The sequence below is a fragment of the Ensifer sp. BR816 genome (genome assembly GCF_000378985.1).
Taxonomy (GTDB): Bacteria; Pseudomonadota; Alphaproteobacteria; order Rhizobiales; family Rhizobiaceae; genus Sinorhizobium.
Genome location: NZ_KB905370.1, coordinates 5305929 through 5322890, shown reverse-complemented (window position 1 = coordinate 5322890; position 16962 = coordinate 5305929). Strand labels below are relative to the sequence as shown.

18 protein-coding genes and 1 pseudogene are annotated in these 16962 nt (G+C 61.6%); 8 read left to right on the top strand and 11 right to left on the bottom strand.

From position 1 onward, the window contains the following. Window positions 1–13 precede the first annotated feature (13 nt). The 4 genes from accB to RHIBR816_RS0125540 all read left to right on the top strand — a co-directional run bounded on the left by accB (window position 14) and on the right by RHIBR816_RS0125540 (window position 3524). Window positions 14–493, top strand: a complete 480-nt coding sequence (gene accB / locus RHIBR816_RS0125555) for an acetyl-CoA carboxylase biotin carboxyl carrier protein (RefSeq protein WP_018239446.1) — start codon at window positions 14–16, stop codon at window positions 491–493. A gap of 13 nt (window positions 494–506) precedes the next feature. Then, window positions 507–1850, top strand: coding sequence for an acetyl-CoA carboxylase biotin carboxylase subunit (gene accC / locus RHIBR816_RS0125550; protein ID WP_018239445.1), 1344 nt, complete (start codon window positions 507–509; stop codon window positions 1848–1850). Between the two features lie 9 nt (window positions 1851–1859). Further along, entirely contained in the window at window positions 1860–2474 is a 615-nt protein-coding gene (gene aat, locus RHIBR816_RS0125545; protein WP_026187420.1) for a leucyl/phenylalanyl-tRNA--protein transferase, read from the top strand. A 120-nt stretch (window positions 2475–2594) separates the two neighbouring features. Next, a complete protein-coding gene (locus tag RHIBR816_RS0125540) occupies window positions 2595–3524 on the top strand; it encodes a DUF2167 domain-containing protein (RefSeq protein ID WP_026187419.1) in 930 nt (309 codons plus the stop codon). A gap of 163 nt (window positions 3525–3687) precedes the next feature. Here RHIBR816_RS0125540 and RHIBR816_RS0125535 read toward each other — a convergent pair. The 4 genes and pseudogenes from RHIBR816_RS0125535 to gatB all read right to left on the bottom strand — a co-directional run. Then, window positions 3688–4044: pseudogene (locus RHIBR816_RS0125535) on the bottom strand (DUF2155 domain-containing protein); the annotation flags it as partial. 229 nt (window positions 4045–4273) lie between these two features. Continuing rightward, window positions 4274–4669, bottom strand: coding sequence for an NADH:ubiquinone oxidoreductase subunit NDUFA12 (locus tag RHIBR816_RS0125530; RefSeq protein WP_018239441.1), 396 nt, complete (start codon window positions 4667–4669; stop codon window positions 4274–4276). A 188-nt stretch (window positions 4670–4857) separates the two neighbouring features. Continuing rightward, a complete protein-coding gene (locus RHIBR816_RS0125525) occupies window positions 4858–5355 on the bottom strand; it encodes a GNAT family N-acetyltransferase (RefSeq protein ID WP_018239440.1) in 498 nt (165 codons plus the stop codon). A gap of 2 nt (window positions 5356–5357) precedes the next feature. Next, window positions 5358–6860 (bottom strand): Asp-tRNA(Asn)/Glu-tRNA(Gln) amidotransferase subunit GatB, encoded by a 1503-nt coding sequence (gene gatB / locus RHIBR816_RS0125520; RefSeq protein ID WP_018239439.1) that lies wholly within the window; start codon window positions 6858–6860, stop codon window positions 5358–5360. A 383-nt stretch (window positions 6861–7243) separates the two neighbouring features. Between gatB and RHIBR816_RS34600 the strand changes: the two genes are divergently transcribed. After that, window positions 7244–9241, top strand: coding sequence for a DUF3857 domain-containing transglutaminase family protein (locus tag RHIBR816_RS34600; RefSeq protein WP_018239438.1), 1998 nt, complete (start codon window positions 7244–7246; stop codon window positions 9239–9241). A 259-nt stretch (window positions 9242–9500) separates the two neighbouring features. Further along, window positions 9501–9755, top strand: a complete 255-nt coding sequence (locus RHIBR816_RS0125510) for a YjhX family toxin (RefSeq protein WP_018239437.1) — start codon at window positions 9501–9503, stop codon at window positions 9753–9755. Window positions 9756–9835: 80 nt separating this feature from the next. On the opposite strand, the gene RHIBR816_RS0125505 is transcribed toward RHIBR816_RS0125510, so the two are convergent. The 4 genes from RHIBR816_RS0125505 to RHIBR816_RS0125490 form a co-directional block, all read right to left on the bottom strand. Then, the gene (locus tag RHIBR816_RS0125505; RefSeq protein WP_018239436.1) at window positions 9836–10336 is read right to left on the bottom strand and encodes a GNAT family N-acetyltransferase; all 501 of its coding nucleotides are present in this window, start codon (window positions 10334–10336) and stop codon (window positions 9836–9838) included. Window positions 10337–10411: 75 nt separating this feature from the next. Continuing rightward, on the bottom strand, window positions 10412–11893 hold the full coding sequence (gene gatA, locus RHIBR816_RS0125500; RefSeq protein ID WP_018239435.1) for an Asp-tRNA(Asn)/Glu-tRNA(Gln) amidotransferase subunit GatA: 1482 nt from the start codon (window positions 11891–11893) through the stop codon (window positions 10412–10414). 48 nt (window positions 11894–11941) lie between these two features. Beyond that, a complete protein-coding gene (gene gatC, locus RHIBR816_RS0125495; RefSeq protein WP_018239434.1) occupies window positions 11942–12229 on the bottom strand; it encodes an Asp-tRNA(Asn)/Glu-tRNA(Gln) amidotransferase subunit GatC in 288 nt (95 codons plus the stop codon). 108 nt (window positions 12230–12337) lie between these two features. Then, complete coding sequence (locus RHIBR816_RS0125490) at window positions 12338–13042, bottom strand: metal-dependent hydrolase (protein WP_018239433.1); 705 nt, start codon at window positions 13040–13042, stop codon at window positions 12338–12340. 117 nt (window positions 13043–13159) lie between these two features. On the opposite strand from RHIBR816_RS0125490, the gene ruvX reads away from it, so the two are divergent. Next, window positions 13160–13648, top strand: coding sequence for a Holliday junction resolvase RuvX (gene ruvX / locus RHIBR816_RS0125485; RefSeq protein WP_026187418.1), 489 nt, complete (start codon window positions 13160–13162; stop codon window positions 13646–13648). Here ruvX and RHIBR816_RS0125480 read toward each other — a convergent pair. Next, window positions 13591–13935: a DUF6105 family protein gene (locus RHIBR816_RS0125480; protein ID WP_018239431.1), complete on the bottom strand. Its 345-nt coding sequence runs from the start codon at window positions 13933–13935 to the stop codon at window positions 13591–13593. The genes ruvX and RHIBR816_RS0125480 overlap by 58 nt on opposite strands. Beyond that, window positions 13932–14084, bottom strand: a complete 153-nt coding sequence (locus RHIBR816_RS38075) for a hypothetical protein (protein ID WP_198294189.1) — start codon at window positions 14082–14084, stop codon at window positions 13932–13934. The genes RHIBR816_RS0125480 and RHIBR816_RS38075 overlap by 4 nt, the downstream gene beginning before the upstream one ends. Window positions 14085–14283: 199 nt before the next feature. Between RHIBR816_RS38075 and RHIBR816_RS0125470 the strand changes: the two genes are divergently transcribed. Then, window positions 14284–15219: an AEC family transporter gene (locus RHIBR816_RS0125470; protein WP_018239429.1), complete on the top strand. Its 936-nt coding sequence runs from the start codon at window positions 14284–14286 to the stop codon at window positions 15217–15219. Here the strand turns inward: RHIBR816_RS0125470 and RHIBR816_RS0125465 are convergent. Further along, window positions 15201–16853: an acyl-CoA dehydrogenase family protein gene (locus RHIBR816_RS0125465; protein ID WP_018239428.1), complete on the bottom strand. Its 1653-nt coding sequence runs from the start codon at window positions 16851–16853 to the stop codon at window positions 15201–15203. The genes RHIBR816_RS0125470 and RHIBR816_RS0125465 overlap by 19 nt on opposite strands. Window positions 16854–16962: the final 109 nt, after the last annotated feature.

Here is a 16962-nt window from a genome sequence, read left to right as displayed (position 1 = left end):
AGGCTCATATCCCATGGCTGACAAGAAACCGGGTATCGATCAGGCGCTGATCCGCGATCTCGCCAATATCCTCAAGGACACCGACCTGACCGAGATCGAAGTGGAACAGGACGACCTGCGCATCCGCGTCTCGCGGAACGGCACGCCCGTTGCGATGCCCATGGCGGCAATGCCCAGCTATCAGCTGCCGGCGGCCGTTGCCGCTGCACCTGCACCCATCGCGGCACCCGCCGCCGCAGCCGAAGGCGGCCATAACGCGAAGAACGCGGTAACGGCGCCGATGGTCGGCACTGCCTATCTCTCCCCGGCCCCCGGCGCCCGCCCCTTCATCGAGGTCGGTGCGACGGTCAAGGAAGGCCAGACGATCCTGATCATCGAGGCCATGAAGACGATGAACCAGATCCCGGCCCCCCGCTCCGGCAAGGTAACGCAAATTCTCGTGCAAGATGCCGCCCCGGTCGAATATGGCGAACCTCTGATCGTGATCGAATAAAGGCACGGTGGCGATGATCTCGAAAATTCTCATTGCCAATCGCGGCGAAATCGCTCTGCGTGTGCTGCGCGCCTGCAAGGAGCTCGGTATCGCGACGGTTGCCGTGCATTCGACGGCAGACAGCGATGCCATGCATGTCCGGCTGGCGGACGAAAGCGTATGCATCGGACCTCCGCCGTCTCGCGAGAGCTATCTGAACATCCATCAGATCGTCGCCGCCTGTGAGATCACCGGGGCGGACGCGGTGCATCCGGGTTATGGCTTCCTTTCGGAAAACGCCAAGTTCGCCGACATCCTCGAGGCGCACGGCATCACCTTCATCGGCCCGACGGCCGAGCACATCCGCCTGATGGGCGACAAGATCACCGCCAAGAAGACCGCGGAAGAACTCGGCATCCCGGTCGTTCCCGGTTCCGACGGCGAAGTGAAGCCGGAGAACGCGCTCAAGGTCGCCCGCGAGATCGGCTTCCCGGTCCTGATCAAGGCCACGGCAGGCGGCGGTGGACGCGGCATGAAGGTCGCCAGGACCGAGGAGGATCTCGAGCATGCCGTTGCAACGGCACGCGCCGAGGCGGCTGCCGCCTTCGGCAATGACGCGGTCTATATGGAGAAATTCCTCGGAAGGCCGCGCCATATCGAAATCCAGATCGTTGGCGACGGCGAAGGCAATGCCATCCATCTCGGCGAGCGCGACTGCTCGCTGCAGCGCCGCCACCAGAAGGTCTGGGAAGAAGCGAATTCCCCGGCGCTCAACGTCGAGCAGCGCATGAAGATCGGCCAGGTCTGCGCCGACGCAATGAAGAAGATGAAGTATCGCGGCGCCGGCACGATCGAGTTCCTCTACGAGGACGGCGAATTCTACTTCATCGAAATGAACACGCGTCTCCAGGTCGAGCATCCGATCACCGAAGCGATCACCGGCATCGACCTCGTGCATGAACAGATCCGCGTGGCATCGGGCGGCGGCCTCTCGGTCAAGCAGGAAGACGTCGTGTTCTCCGGCCACGCCATCGAATGCCGCATCAATGCCGAGGATGCGCGCACCTTCGTCCCCTCCCCGGGCACGATCACGCATTTTCACGCGCCGGGCGGCCTCGGCGTGCGCGTCGACAGCGGCGCCTACCAGGGCTATCGCATTCCGCCCTATTACGACAGCCTGATCGGCAAGCTGATCGTCCATGGACGGACGCGCGTAGAATGCATGATGCGGCTGCGCCGGGTGCTCGATGAGTTTGTCATTGATGGAATCAAGACGACCTTGCCGCTTTTCCAGGAGTTGATAAACAATCAGGATATCGCCAACGGTGATTACGATATCCACTGGCTGGAACACCATCTGGCCGCAACGTCCGCATAGGGTACGAGATTGAAAGGACCGCGCAGCAAACAACCGGAAATCACCCCGGACATGTTGTTGCGCGCCTATTCCATCGGTCTTTTTCCGATGGCCGACTCGGCCGACGATCCAGAGCTCTTCTGGGTCGAGCCGGAGATGCGCGGCGTCATCCCGCTGGATCGGTTTCACGTCTCCCGCAGCCTGTCCAAGACGATTCGGAGGCGCCCTTTCGATATCCGCTTCGATACGGCCTTCGAAGCGGTCGTCGAGGGATGCGCGACGCCTGCACCCGGCCGGCCCACGACCTGGATCAACGACAAGATCCGCTCCCTCTACGCGGCATTGCACCGCATGGGTTATGCCCACAGCGTCGAGGCCTGGGAGGGCGACAGGCTTGTCGGCGGCCTCTATGGCGTCTCGCTCGGGGCGGCTTTCTTCGGTGAAAGCATGTTCTCGCTGCGCACGGATGCCTCGAAAATCTGCCTCGTTCATCTCGTCGAGCGGCTTCGCGCCAAGCACTTCCAGCTGCTCGACACGCAGTTTACCACCGAGCACTTGAAATCATTCGGCGCCGTCGACGTGCCGAAGGCCCAATATGACCTCCTGCTTGCCAGGGCGATCGCTTCGCCCAATCTCCATTTTTAGGCCTCAGGCCCTGCGGCATTCATCGGCCAACCACGACGATAACCTCTGGATTTCGCTCTCCGAAGTTGCAAACGTCTCTTGCACTCGTCTAAGGTCCGATTTCCATTGAGGGGCTTTTAGATGAATCGACTTTTATTGGCGTGCTGCATTCTCACCGCTCTCACCACGGGCTCGCATGCGAAGACCTATCAGGAGATGTTCGGCGCTCCGTCGAACCTGCCGCCGGAAGCCGCAGCGGTGGTGGAATCCCTGGATTTCAAGCAGGGAGCCGTCACGCTTTCCGGCGCCAATGCGCAATTGCAAGTTCCTGAGGAATTCTACTTCCTAGATCCGGCGGACACGCGAAAGGTTCTTGTCGAACTCTGGGGCAATCCGCCGCAATCGGCCGATGGCTATCTCGGCATGATCCTTCCGGCCAAGTATGCACCGGAAGCAGAAGGCGGATGGGGCTCGGCGATCGATTATGCCGAAGACGGCTACGTATCTGACGCCGATGCGCTCACGACCGATTTCGACGACCTGCTCGCGCAATTGAAGGAGGCCACCGCCGAGAGCAACGTGGAACGGGAGAAGGAAGGCTACGATCCGATCACTCTGGTCGGCTGGGCCTCCCCGCCCCACTACGATCTTGCAACCCACACCATGCATTGGGCACGCGACTTGATCTTCGGGAAGGACCAAAGCGCGCCACACACGCTCAACTATTCGGTCCGCATCCTCGGTCGAGAAGGTGTGCTTCAGATGAATTTCATCGCCGGCCTGAACCAGCTCGAAGAAATCAAGGCCGGCCTGCCGAGCGTCACGGGCATGGTGCATTTCGATCAGGGCAAGGCCTATGCGGACTTCAAGGAGGGCGACAAGGTTGCCGCCTATGGCATGGCCGGCCTGATTGCGGCGGGCGCGGGCGCAAAGCTCGCCGCCAAGGCCGGCATTCTCGCGGTCGCTCTGGCCTTCCTGAAGAAGGGCGGCATACTGGTCGTCCTCGCCGGCGGGGCAGCCGTGCGCTACTTCAAAGGCTTCTTCGGCCGCAAATCGCCGCCTGCCACCTGATAACGCGAGATCACTATGATTCTGGGTCGAATCGACCCAGAATCATAGACGTTATCAACTCCAATAAGTCAGCGGATAGAGGCGGAAACCCGCCCACACTTTTCCCCCCACCCCAGCGCGGGGCCAACAATCGAAAAGTTGTGATTGACGCCGGCCGTGGGACCTATTGCTTCGCCGCGCTATCTGGCGCGGGAACGTCGGAGGTCGGCTTGCAGGACTGCAGCCAAACGTCATAGACGGGATGCTCGACGGCGTTGAGGCCCGGGCTGTCGGCAAACATCCAGCCGGTGAAGATACGGCGTATCTTGCGGTCAAGCGTGATCTCGTCGACGTCGACGAAGGTGGTGGTCTTCGGCGCTTCCGTCTCGTCGCGGCTGTAGCAGACGTGCGGAGTCACCTGAAGCGCGCCAAATTGCACCGTCTCGCCGATATAGACGTCAAAGGTGGTAATGCGGCCGGTGATCTTGTCGATGCCGGAAAAGACGGCAACGGCATTGGAGAGACGCGTGGCGCGTGCCGGCTCGACGGCGGAGATCAATGGCAGAGCCAGGAGAAGCGAACGACCCGCGCACCGGGCCGTCCGGCCGATCAAATTCCGCAGACAGAAACCTGCCATTCCCGCCAATCCCCTGCGATGCTGTTTGTTCCGAATAGACCTTCAGGCGCTAAACCCGAAATGTGGCTGCGCCGTGATCGATTTCCCATGAAGTGAGATCGAAGCTGGCGGGCGCGCCCGCCTCTTCATCCGATCATGAGCGCGGCGTCCAGGCGTCGTAGTCGCCGGTCACGCGCGGGCGCCGGCCGGCATTGGCCAGCGAACCTTGCGGCCGGTAGGCGTTGGGCGTGCCGGTCGGGTTAGGGCGATGCGGCTGCTGCCATTCGCGTGCGGCGTACTTCTCGTCGGCGGGCGAAATATCGGTGCGGTGATGCATCCACCCATGCCAGCCCGGAGGGATGGCAGACGCTTCCGCCGGGCCATTGTAGATCACCCAGCGCCGTGTGCGACCCTCGGAATCCTTGCCGCCCTGGTAGTAGACATTGCCGAGCTCGTCTTCGCCGACACGCTGGCCGTTGCGCCAGGTATGAAAGCGCGTACCGATGGTCTGTCCGTTCCACCAGGTGAATATCTGCAACAGGAGCTTCATGGGCATCGTCCTTTACCGGCCGATGGGAGACAGCCGGATATCAACATCTCGTCCCGCTTATGCCGTGCCGCTCATGCCTTGTCCAGCGATTCCACCGGGCCGCGGGTCATTTCACCCGTATCCTGAAGCCGAAAAGGCTGCGCTCGCCCCCAGGACGTTCAGCGGCAATTCGCCGCCCCTATCCAAGGTCAGACAAGGCGTTTCTCGAGGATCAGTGCAGGGATGCCGGATTGTTCATCGCCGCAGTTGCCAGTCCGCCCGACTTCCGAAAACCCATGCGCGTGATAGAAGGCCAGCGCACGCAGGTTTTCCGGCTCGACCTCCAGCCGCATGCGCTCGGCATCCGGAAAGCAGGTTTCGAGTTCGGCGAACATGTCGCGGCCGATCCCCTGCCGCTGGTATTTCGGCAAGACGTAGAGCTGATGAAGGATGACTGTCTTTTTAAGCGTGTCCGACATGGCAGCAAAGCCCATGCCGGCAATCTCGCCGCCATTGTCCGCGACGACGAATTCCGCATTCTTGCGCTGCAGCCGAGCTCTGAGAGCATTCATCGAATGCCAATTGGCAGTCAATTCTTCGACCTTCTCGGCGCCATAGAACGTGTCGTAGGTCGCATGCCATGTCTCAGCCAGCAGAGCGCGAACCTTTTCGAGGTCGCGCTCGCTTGCCGTGCGGACGAAGAACATCGTCACTCCTCGATGCCGAGCTTGGCCTTGACGAGGGACTGCACCGCCTGCGGGTTCGCCTTGCCGCCGGTTGCCTTCATCACCTGTCCGACGAACCAGCCGGCCAGCGACGGCTTGGCCTTGGCCTTCTCCACCTGGTCCGGGTTGGCGGCAATGATTTCGTCAACGGCCTTCTCGATCGCACCGGTATCGGTGACCTGCTTCATGCCGCGGCTCTCGACGATTTCCGCAGGATCGCCGCCTTCGTTCCACAGGATTTCGAAAAGATCCTTGGCGAGCTTGCCGGAGATCGTCTCGGCCTTGATGAGGTCGATGATACCCCCGAGCTGCGCCGCCGAAACCGGAGTCGCTTCAATGGCTTTGCCGGCTTTGTTCAAGGCGCCCAGCAGGTCGTTGATCACCCAGTTCGCGGCAATCTTGCCGTCGCGCCCCTCGGCCACGGCCTCGAAATAGTCGGCGATCGCCTTTTCCGAAACCAGAACCGAGGCATCATACACCGAAAGGCCAAGATCCCGTACGAAGCGTTCCTTCTTGTCGTCCGGCAGTTCCGGAAGGTCGGTTTTAAGCGCATCCACGAAGGCGTCGTCGAATTCGAGCGGCAACAGATCCGGATCGGGGAAATAGCGGTAGTCGTGCGCATCTTCCTTGGAGCGCATCGACCGCGTCTCGCCCTTGTTCGGGTCGAAGAGCCGGGTTTCCTGGTCGATCGCGCCGCCATCCTCGAGGATGCCGATCTGGCGACGGGCCTCATACTCGATCGCCTGGCCGACGAAGCGGATGGAGTTGACGTTCTTGATCTCGCAGCGCGTGCCGAACGCCTCGCCCGGGCGGCGTACCGAGACGTTGACGTCGGCGCGCATCGAGCCCTCGTCCATGTTGCCGTCGCAGGTGCCGAGATAGCGCAGGATCGAGCGCAGCTTGGTGAGATAGGCCTTGGCCTCGTCCGACGAACGCAGGTCGGGCTTCGAGACGATCTCCATCAGGGCGACGCCCGAGCGGTTGAGGTCGACATAGGACATGGAGGGATGCTGGTCATGCATCGACTTGCCGGCGTCCTGTTCCAGGTGCAGGCGCTCGATGCCGATCTCGACATCCTCGAACTGGCCCTGGCGGTCCGGACCGATCGAAATCACGATCTTGCCTTCGCCGACGATCGGATCCTTGTATTGCGAGATCTGGTAGCCCTGCGGCAGGTCCGGATAGAAATAGTTCTTCCGGTCGAAGATCGAGCGATGGTTGATCTTGGCTTTCAGGCCGAGGCCGGTGCGCACGGCCTGCTTGACGCATTCCTCGTTGATGACCGGCAGCATGCCGGGCATTGCCGCGTCGACCAGCGAGACATTAGCGTTCGGCGCGTTGCCGAACTCGGTCGACGCTCCGGAGAACAGCTTCGAATTGCTCAGCACCTGAGCATGAACTTCCATGCCGATGATGACCTCCCAGTCGCCGGTCGCGCCGGGAATGAAGCGTTTCGGATCGGGAGTGCGGACGTCGACGATGCTCATCTCATGCTCTTCTTTGAAGCCTGAATTTTGAGGTTTCTCGGTAGAGCAATTGGTTCTGTGGTGCAAGGCTTGTGAGGCGCGCCACAGCCGGCACGCTCGCAATGATGCAGCGCCCACCACCTATGCAACCTTGACGTTTTCCGAAAATCTTGCGATCCCAACGGAGTGTTCATGTTTCTTCCGTCCGAGTCCCGGTAATGCCCCCTCGCGGGGGGCGTTCCATGACCGAAAGAACGAAGCGACTTAACTTACGAGTCCGGTCAATGGAGCGTTGCAGATTATTCGTTTTTCTTCTTGTCCTTGTCTGGGCACTGGTAGGCTCTGATTCCCCGATCAGGGCGGACGAGCAAGTCCACAAGGCGCCAGCCGAAAACTGGGCGGAGATGGTCGGCATTCCTGAGCTTGATCCGGCGCGCAGCGCCGAGATCAGGAACGGCATAGCCTACCTCTTGGCGGACACTCAGATCCGGCATAGAGAGGGCGGGTACTCGGTGTTCGAGCGCCTGGCCTATAAGGTGACTGACCGGCCCGGCCTAGAGAGCGGAGCGCGACTGGACATCGAATTCGATCCTTCGCGCCACAAGCTCTTCTTCAACCGACTGGCGATCATCAGAGACGGTGTTGTCATCGACAAGCTCCCTGAGGCGGAGTTCGAAATATTCCGTCGGGAGACGGATTCCGAAAGAGGCATTTTCGACGGCCGCCTGACGGCACATGTCGATCTCAACGATGTCCGCGTTGGCGATATCGTGGATTATTCCACGACCTATGAAGTCACGCCCACCGTGGCGAAGAACCTGCTATTCACGCGATTCTCGGCTGAATGGAGCGAGCCCGTCGGCCGAATTAGGGAAAGGCTCATTTGGCCGACAAAAGAACCGCTCAACATACGCGCGGTCAGGACCGACCTGAAGCCAAGCGTGACAAAGGCTGGAGCCGAGACGACCTATACGTGGGAAATAACCAATCCTGCACCGGTGAAATACCAGGACTATCTGCCGGTCGACTATCCTAATTTCCGCTTCATGGAGATATCTTCAGAATTCGACTGGCAGCCAGTCGTCGATGCCGTCCTGCCCTTCTATCAACCGGCGGAGAGCTTCCCAGCCGATTTCGAGGCGAAGATCAACGATATCGCGGTCCGCCATGCTGCACTCGAGGATCGTCTCATTGCCGCATTGCGACTGATCCAGGACGAGATCCGCTACGTCAGCCTGTCGATGGGATCAGGTTCCTATGTTCCACGCCGTCCCGAGACGGTGCTGGCCAGCGGCTTCGGCGACTGCAAGGACAAGGCGCTGCTCCTCGTTTCAGCCCTGCGTCGCCTGGGTATCGAAGCCGAGGTGGCTCTCACGGACATCGATGGAGGCAAGGCGCTTGAACAAGCCGTTCCAGCGCTTCAGGCTTTCGACCATGCGATCGTCAAGGCGATGATAGGCGAACGGGTCTGGTGGCTCGACGCGACGGACTATCTGCAGGGTGGGCGCGCGGCGAACATTGTTCCCCCCGACTATGGCTTTGCATTGCCGCTGGTCGCCTCCGGAGCCGCGCTCGAGAAAATTCCGGAGAAGGAACTGTTGGAGCCGACCCAGTCTATCGAGGAACGATTTGCGTTCCCGATGCGGGTTGGCGAGCCCCTGGTGCTTACCGTAGATACTGTCTACCGCAACGGCGACGCCGACAACATGCGCCGCAGGCTTGCAAGCACCTCGAAGGCGAAACTCGCCGACGACTACCTTGAATATTACAACCGCTCCTATCCGGGCATCAAAAGCACAGCTGCGCTCGACACGGCGGATGACCGAGACCTCAATGTCCTGAAGACAAAGGAAGCCTACGAGCTCCCCTCCGCCTCACTAGTTGCCAACGGCCTCGGAAAGAATTTCCCGTTGCGGGCAGATATCGGCGTGAGCAGCATGCCGAGGCCTACCACAGTCGGACGTATAGGGCCGATTGCTCTCGGCCCTCCGGTTCACAAGAGCCACAAGGTCACGGTAACGAACCTCAAAGCGCGCTTCACCCTGTCGGAAAATGCAGACGTCCATGACCCGCGCGCCTCACTTAGGGTAAGCTGGTCGAGCCTTCCGACCGAATTTGAACTGGAATGGCGCTTTCGCACGCAAGGGCAGGTCCCTCTGGAAGACATTGGTGCCTATCTGAAAGCCGCCGACAGCATCGAACGCAACTCCGCGTGGAACTTCGATTTCACCTATGTCGATCCGGTCGATCGAAGCAGCATCAATCCCTCGGGCGTCGGTATCGCCGCTCTTGTTGGCATCGGCATTGCTATGCCTGTGGCAATAGTCGCGGCAATTCGGGATCTGGATCTCCCAGCGGAAACGGATGAGCGAGGCGCGCTGGGAGTCGAAGTGCGACCATAGTCGCTGCGTTCCTGATGCACCGACTGCCCCTGCGGATTCCGAAGCGCCGGTGCTTCTTGACGCTTGGGCGGTCATTTCCTACAACAACTGCCGTCCGAACGGAGTCTTTATGTTCCTTCAGTCTGAGTCCCGGTAAGGGCCCCTGCCCGCATTCCCCAAGAACTGCGCGCACGGGCCGGAAATACGAACCCCGCTCATCTCACGATTGGCGGACCGTTTTCCTGCGTTCTCACGAACGCTACTCCGGAACACTCAACTCATGGACATTTCGCGCGCCGAACAGCGCATTCTCCACCATTTGGCCCAGGGCGGCCGCATCGAAATCAAACGCATCGGCAAGGCGGTCGCCGAGATCCGCTGCTTCACACGCGATGGCTGGGTCTATCCCGGCGTCGATCTTGAGCTTTTCCGCAAGCTGAAACGCAAGCGGGCGATCAAGTCATCGGGCGGCAGACCCTACCGCATCACCGAGCGCGGGCTGCATCTCGTCCGCTCCGAAGTCGACAACCGGTGAAACCTGCCAGCCTGTAGCCACAGGCTCAGTTACCGGAGATGCTAACCATCTCCGGTAGCTCAACCTGTACTTGCCAATTATCAGATGCGCTCCGACATCGGTTCGCTTGCTAGCTGCTTGGAGAGGCCGATGAATTCCATGTCGCGGTCGAGCTTCTGCGAATAGGCGGTCGACAGCCACTTCACCCGGTAGCCGGCGCCTTGGAAAAAGGCGACTGCGGAAGCGTTCTGCGCATGCGTTCTGGCGTTCGCGACATCGAAGCCTTCAGCCGCCATGCGCTGCTCCATGTCGGCAAGCAGCGCCTTGCCGAGACCCCTTCCTTGCGCGCCGGGATCGATCCAGAGATCGGAAATCGTGCTGTCGAGATCCTCGCGGGCGGCCCAGCCGCAGATGCGGTTCTCTTCCTCGATGAGGAGAACGGAAAGCCAGTGCTTCGCCAGGAAATCGACGAAGGCGCGCTCCGCTGCCACGCGCATTGCCGCGGCATCGGCTAGTCCTGCAATCGCCTTTGCCCAGGCCCTGAGCCCGATCGCCGCAAGGAGACCGGTCTCGTGCTGGCGAGTGTGGCGAATGACAATCATGCAGCGGAGCCCCTTTCCGCCTGCATTACATCATTTCCGGCGCCGCTTGACTATTGCCGGCGGAACTGGAGCTGTCTACCACCACTTCGTCGGCGTGAAACGACCGGCGGCCTGTTCGATGACATGGGCCGTCTTGAACAGCGTCTCTTCGTCGAAGGGCTTGCCGATCAACTGAAGACCGAGCGGCAGGCCCTTGTGATCGAGCCCGCCCGGTACGGCGATGCCCGGAAGTCCGGCCATGTTGACGGTAACCGTGAAGATGTCGTTCAGGTACATCTTGACCGGATCGGATGCGAGGTCCTCATCGGCGATGCCAAAGGCCGACGACGGCGTGGCGGGCGTGAGGATCGCGTCGACGCCCGCCTGGAAGGCGAGCTCGAAGTCGCGCTTGATCAGGGTGCGGACCTTCTGGGCGCGGAGGTAGTAGGCATCGTAGTAGCCCGCCGACAGTACATAGGTGCCGATCATTATGCGGCGCTTGACCTCGCGGCCGAAGCCGGCGGCACGCGTCTTCTCATACATGTCGACAATGTCCTTGCCGTCGACACGCAAGCCGTAGCGCACGCCATCGTAGCGCGCGAGGTTGGACGACGCTTCGGCCGGTGCGACGATGTAGTAGGCCGGCAGCGCGTATTTCGTATGCGGCAGCGTGATATCGACGATCTCGGCGCCGGCTTCCTTCAGCCAGGCGATGCCCTGCTGCCAGAGCGCCTCGATCTCCTCCGGCATGCCGTCGACGCGATATTCCTTCGGAATGCCGATCTTCATCCCCTTGATCGACTGGCCGATCGACGCCTCGTAGTCCGGAACGGGAAGGTCGACGGAGGTCGTGTCCTTGGGATCGACGCTCGCCATCGACTTCAACAGGATCGCCGCGTCGCGCACGTCGCGGGCGATCGGGCCGGCCTGGTCGAGCGAGGAGGCGAAGGCGACGACGCCCCAGCGCGAGCAGCGGCCATAGGTCGGCTTGATGCCGACGGTGCCGGTGAAGGCCGCCGGCTGGCGGATGGAACCACCCGTGTCGGTGGCCGTGGCGCCTGCGCAGAGATAGGCTGCGACCGCGGCCGCGGAGCCGCCGGAAGAGCCGCCTGGCACGAGATCCATGTTCGATCCCTTGGCACGCCAGGGGTTCTTGACGGCACCGTAATAGGAAGTCTCGTTGGACGAACCCATCGCAAATTCGTCCATGTTCAGCTTGCCGAGCATGACCGCGCCGTCGTTCCAGAGGTTCTGGGTGACGGTCGATTCGTAGCGCGGTTTGAAGCCATCGAGAATATGGCTGCAGGCCTGCGTGTGGACGCCTTCAGTGCCGAAGAGATCCTTGATGCCGAGCGGAATGCCCTCGAGCGCACCGGCTTTGCCGGCGGCGATGCGCCCATCGGAGGCCGTCGCCATCTCGCGCGCCTTTTCCGGCGTTACGGTGACATAGGCATTGATCTTATCATTGGCTGCCTCGATCGCTGCGATATAGGCATCCGTCAATTCGACCGCGGTGATTTCCTTGGCGGAAAGCTTGGCGCGGGCTTCGGCGATCGTGAGGCTGGTCAGGTCGGTCATGGTGCAATCGAACTTTCGAAATTTTCAGGCGGGGGGCGGAAGCGGCTCTTACTCGACCACCTTCGGGACGAGGAAGAAATCACGGTCCGAATTCGGTGCATTGGCAACGATATCGGCGGCCTTGCCGCCATCCGCGACGGCATCCTCCCGTTTCTTCATCTCCATCGGCATCACCGACGTCATCGGCTCGACGCCGTCGACGTTCACTTCGGAAAGCTGTTCGACGAAGCCGAGGATGCCGTTGAGCTCGCCGGTCATCCGTTCGGCTTCCTCTTCGCTGACGGCGATCCGGGCAAGGCGCGCGACACGCTTCACGGTGGCTAGGTCTACGGACATGGTCGTCTCCGGTATCTCAAAGTTTCCCCCGCTATAAAGGCGAGTTGCACAAGGTGCAACTGGGGGAAACGTCGGCGAGCCGGCCCCTGCGCTTCGCGCTATCCTTCGTCAGGCGGTCACAACGCCGCCGACCTCGGGCGTCGCGACCAGGGTCGTGGCGCCGTCCATGCCGGTGACGAAGGTCTCCGGTGTCTGGTCGATGATCGGGAAGGAGCCATAATGGCAGGGAATGGCCGTATTGAACTTGAAATAGCGCTGGCAGGCGAGCGCCGCCACCGCCCCGCCCATGGTGAAGCGGTCGCCGATCGGCACGATGCCGATATCCGGCTCGTGCAACTCGTGGATAAGCGCCATATCGGAGAAAATGTCGGTATCGCCCATGTGGTAGAGCGTCGGCTCGTCGTCGAAATGAAGGACGAGGCCGTTGGCATTGCCGAGGCAATGCGAAACGCCATCCTCGGTGATCTGCGCCGAGGAATGCAAGGCATTGACAAAGGTGGCCGAGAAAGCGCCGAGCCGGATCGTTCCGCCGGTGTTTCCCGGTTCCATATTCGAGACGCCCTGCCGTCCGAGCCACATGCACAGGTCGAAGTTGGCGACGATGGTGGCGCCGGTCTCCTTCGCGATCGCCACCGTGTCGCCGACATGATCGCCGTGGCCGTGCGTCAGCAGGATATGCGTGAGCCCCGCGGTCGCCGCCATGCGCTCGCTGTCGCGGAACGCTGGATTACCGGAGAAGAACGGATCGATCAGGATCTTTGCCTTGGCGGTTTCGATGTGAAAGGCGGAATGACCCAGCCATTTGATCTTCATGACGTTCTCCCTGAAATCATGGCGGCTTCGAAGCAAGCCATAAAGGTGATCGATTTATCTGCCGGACAAGCATATGGATCAGACCAGCGAAGCGGAAAGATCGAATCGGCCAAACCCATGACAATTCTCACCATCGAAGAACTCGCCGGTCGGCTACCGACACATCAGGCGATCGCCGGTCTCGATCTCGGCACCAAGACCATCGGCCTCTCGGTATCCGACCTCGGACGGCGCTTCGCAACGCCGCGCGATGTGATTCGGCGCGTCAAGTTCGGCGTCGATGCGCAAGCGCTGCTCGATGCTGTCACGAAGGAACGAGTCGGCGCCTTCGTCATCGGCTTGCCGGTGAACATGGACGGAACGGAAGGGCCGCGCTGCCAGGCGACGCGCGCCTTCGTGCGCAACATGGGCGAGAAGACGGATATCCCCTTCGTGCTTTGGGACGAACGGCTTTCGACGGTGGCGGCCGAACGGGTGCTGATCGAAATGGACGTCTCGCGCAGGAAGCGCGCCGAGCGTATCGACTCGGCTGCCGCCTCCTTCATCCTTCAGGGAGCGCTCGACAGGCTGGCGTCTCTTGCCAGGGACGGCGCCTCCGCCGACTGAGACTTCGCGCGGCCGAAGTGCGCGCGGTACCAGGACGCAATTTGCCGGCGTTTCCGGAGCGCGACGAGGCCGAAGAGGACGATGGTGTCGACAACCATCGCCCGCGCAACGAGCGGTGGTATGCTTTCCGGTGGAATTCCGAGAACATGGCCGTAAACGCGGAAGACAAGCTCATGCGCCTCGCGCGTCAGCATGAAGATGCCGAAGCTCATGTCATAATAGGAGAGCGAGTACCAGCCGGTCAGCAGCATCACCGGACCGCCCCAGAAGATCATCAGCCACTTCATGCGCCTCTCCCCTCGGCAAGGCCACTGAGCAGCGGGTAGATGGCGCGGTCGGCGAGAACAAAGGCCATCAGTCCGACGGCGAGCGTCGCTATGTCGAGCGCCAGTGCAGCGAAAAACATCATCATGATGATCAACAAGCCAGTCCTCACCGAACCGCTCCATTCCAAATGTCATTGACCCGACACCAGTATCTCTTTCCTAACCGCGCCTTCGCAACGTAAACCATCTGTTAAGGTTAATATTCACAAGCGAAGCCGGCTTGCGACCCGACGTCCGCCGGTTCTAATAGTTGCGGGCGAACTCCCTCGCCCCGCCCCTGCCCTAAACCTCCGTCTTGCATGAGCCGCCATGACAGCCATTTTCGAAAGCATCCTTCCCGTCTTCCTGCTTGTGTTGCTCGGCGTCTGGCTTCGCCGTTCGCGGCTCATCGATCAGGGGCTCTGGGTGGGGCTCGAGCAGTTCGGCTATTACTTTCTCTTTCCGGCGCTGCTCTTTTCGACCTTGGCTAAGGCGGATTTCACCGGAATGAAAGCCGACGCGACGGCCGTCGCGGCAATCGGCAGCGTCACTCTGATGTCGATCGCTCTCCTGCTCGCATGGCCGTTCCTGCGCAACAACGGCATTTCCGGTGCCACCTTTACATCGATCTTCCAGACTGCGACGCGCTGGAATGCCTTCATAGCGCTTGCCATCGCTGAAAAGCTCCATGGCGCACTTGGCCTAAGCCTGACCGCGCTGGTGATGGCGCTGATCATCATCCCCATCAACCTCTACAATGTGGCCGTACTGGTCTGGTTTGGCGGCGGCAGCCGCGGTATCGGCCTGTTCTTCCTCCGGATCGTCACCAATCCGCTCATCATCGCGTCGGCACTCGGCATCCTATGCAATCTTGCGGGGATCGAGGTGTATTCGCCGGTGATGCGCACAATCGACATGCTGGCGAGCGCGTCGCTCAGCCTGGGTCTGATCCTGGTGGGCGCCGGACTCAAGATCGCCGACGCCTTGAAGCCGAGCGCCCCTGCCGTTCTCACGGTCGCGCTCAAGCTGATCGTCATGCCGATCTTCATGGTGGGTGCCAGTGCGCTCCTCGGCATCACTGGCGATGCCCTGCTCGTCATCGCGCTCGGCGCCGCCGTGCCGACGGCGATGAACGGCTACATCCTGGCCAAGCAGATGGGGGGCGATGCGGAGCTCTACGCCGCCGTGGCCACGGTTCAGACGGCCGTGTCGTTCTTCACGATACCGCTTGTCCTCTTCGTCACGCGCTATGTTGCGGCCGGATAGAGCAGGTCGAGCACGTAGGCCGAATCAAAGCGCGAATCGAGCATGCCGTAGGTGGAGCGCCAGCCGGCGGCCAACCGCGACTCCAGGAAGGCATCGGCAATGCGTCCCGCACCCAGTCGATAGAGCTCGGCGGCCGCCGCTGCCAGCGCAAGCTGTTCGACCAGCATGCGCGCCGCGCCTTCGTCGCGCTCGCAGAGCGACATGGCGGCGCGCAGCACTTCGATGGTCTTGGGGCCGGAGGGTCCGAGATCGCGGCTTAGGACGCCGAAGAGCTGCTCAAAGAGCTCCTTGCGGCGCCCGAGCACCCGGAGCACGTCGAGCGCCATGACATTGCCGGAGCCCTCCCAGATCGCATTCACCGGCGCTTCGCGATAGTGGCGGGCAAGTGCCCGCTCTTCCACATAGCCATTGCCGCCGAGGCATTCCATCGCTTCGTAGATCAAGGCGGGGGCGATCTTGCAGCACCAGTATTTCGCGACCGGTGTCATGATACGGGCGTAGGCCGCGTCCTCGGCGCTGCCATGCGCGTTGTCGAAGGCCTCGGCAAGGCGGAACGACAGCGCGCTTGCCGCGGCGACGTCGAGTGCCATGTCAGCCAGAACACGGGTCATCATCGGCTGGCTGACGAGCGCCTTGTCGAAGACCTTGCGACCGCGGGTATGGTGCACCGCTTCGGCGAGCGAGGCGCGCATCATGCCGGCCGAAGCCAGTGCGCAATCGAGCCGGGTCAGCGTCACCATGTCGAGGATCGTGCGAATACCGGCGTCCGGCGCTCCAAGCAGGAAGCCGAAAGTATCCGAGAATTCGACCTCCGATGAAGCATTGGAACGATTGCCGAGCTTGTCCTTGAGACGCTGGAATCGCAAGCCGTTGGCGCCACCGTCCTCGAGCAGCCGAGGCACCAGGAAGCAGCCGAGCCCCTCGCGGGTCTGCGCCAGCATGACGAAGGCGTCGCTCATCGGCGCCGACATGAACCACTTGTGCCCGGTCAGGCGATAGATGCCCTCGCCGACCCGTTCGGCGGTCGAGGTGTTGGCGCGCACATCCGTGCCGCCTTGCTTCTCCGTCATGCCCATGCCGATCGTCACTGCGGACTTCTGCATCCACGGCCTGTTGGTCGAGTCATATTTGCGCGACAGAATCTTCGGTGCCCATTCCTTCTGGACGGCAGGCGATGCGGTGATCGCGGCAACCGAGGCGCTGGTCATCGTCAGCGGGCAGAGGTGGCCGCATTCGAGCTGCGCCGTCAGATAGAAGCGGATCGCCCTCGCCTTGTGCGAACGCCCGCGATCGTCCGGAAGATTCTCCCAGGCGGACGAATGCAGCCCCGTCGACATCGACCGGCGCATCAGCGCATGCCAGGCGGGGTGGAACTCGACGACGTCGAGGCGTTCGCCCCGCGGCCCGTGGGTCTTGAGCTTCGGCACGCCCTCATTGGCCATGCGCGCCAGTTCCTGCGCCTCCGGCGAGGTCACATAACGGCCGAGCGCGTCGAACTCGTCGCGCAGCGACTTCGGCATGGCGGAAGTGATGTCGACGACCAGGGGGTCGGAGCGATAGGCATTGACACCGGACCAGGGCTTCGGCTGGTTCAGTTCGGCGAGTTTCTGTTCGGTCCGGTTCATCTGATTCATGAGCCCGGTTCTAGCGCAAGTTTCGCGGGTACGAAACAGGCCGGCCGCAAGAACCATCTGCTCCGCAAGTTTTCTTCCGAAGGGTGGGCGCGCGGCTTGCCGTACTACA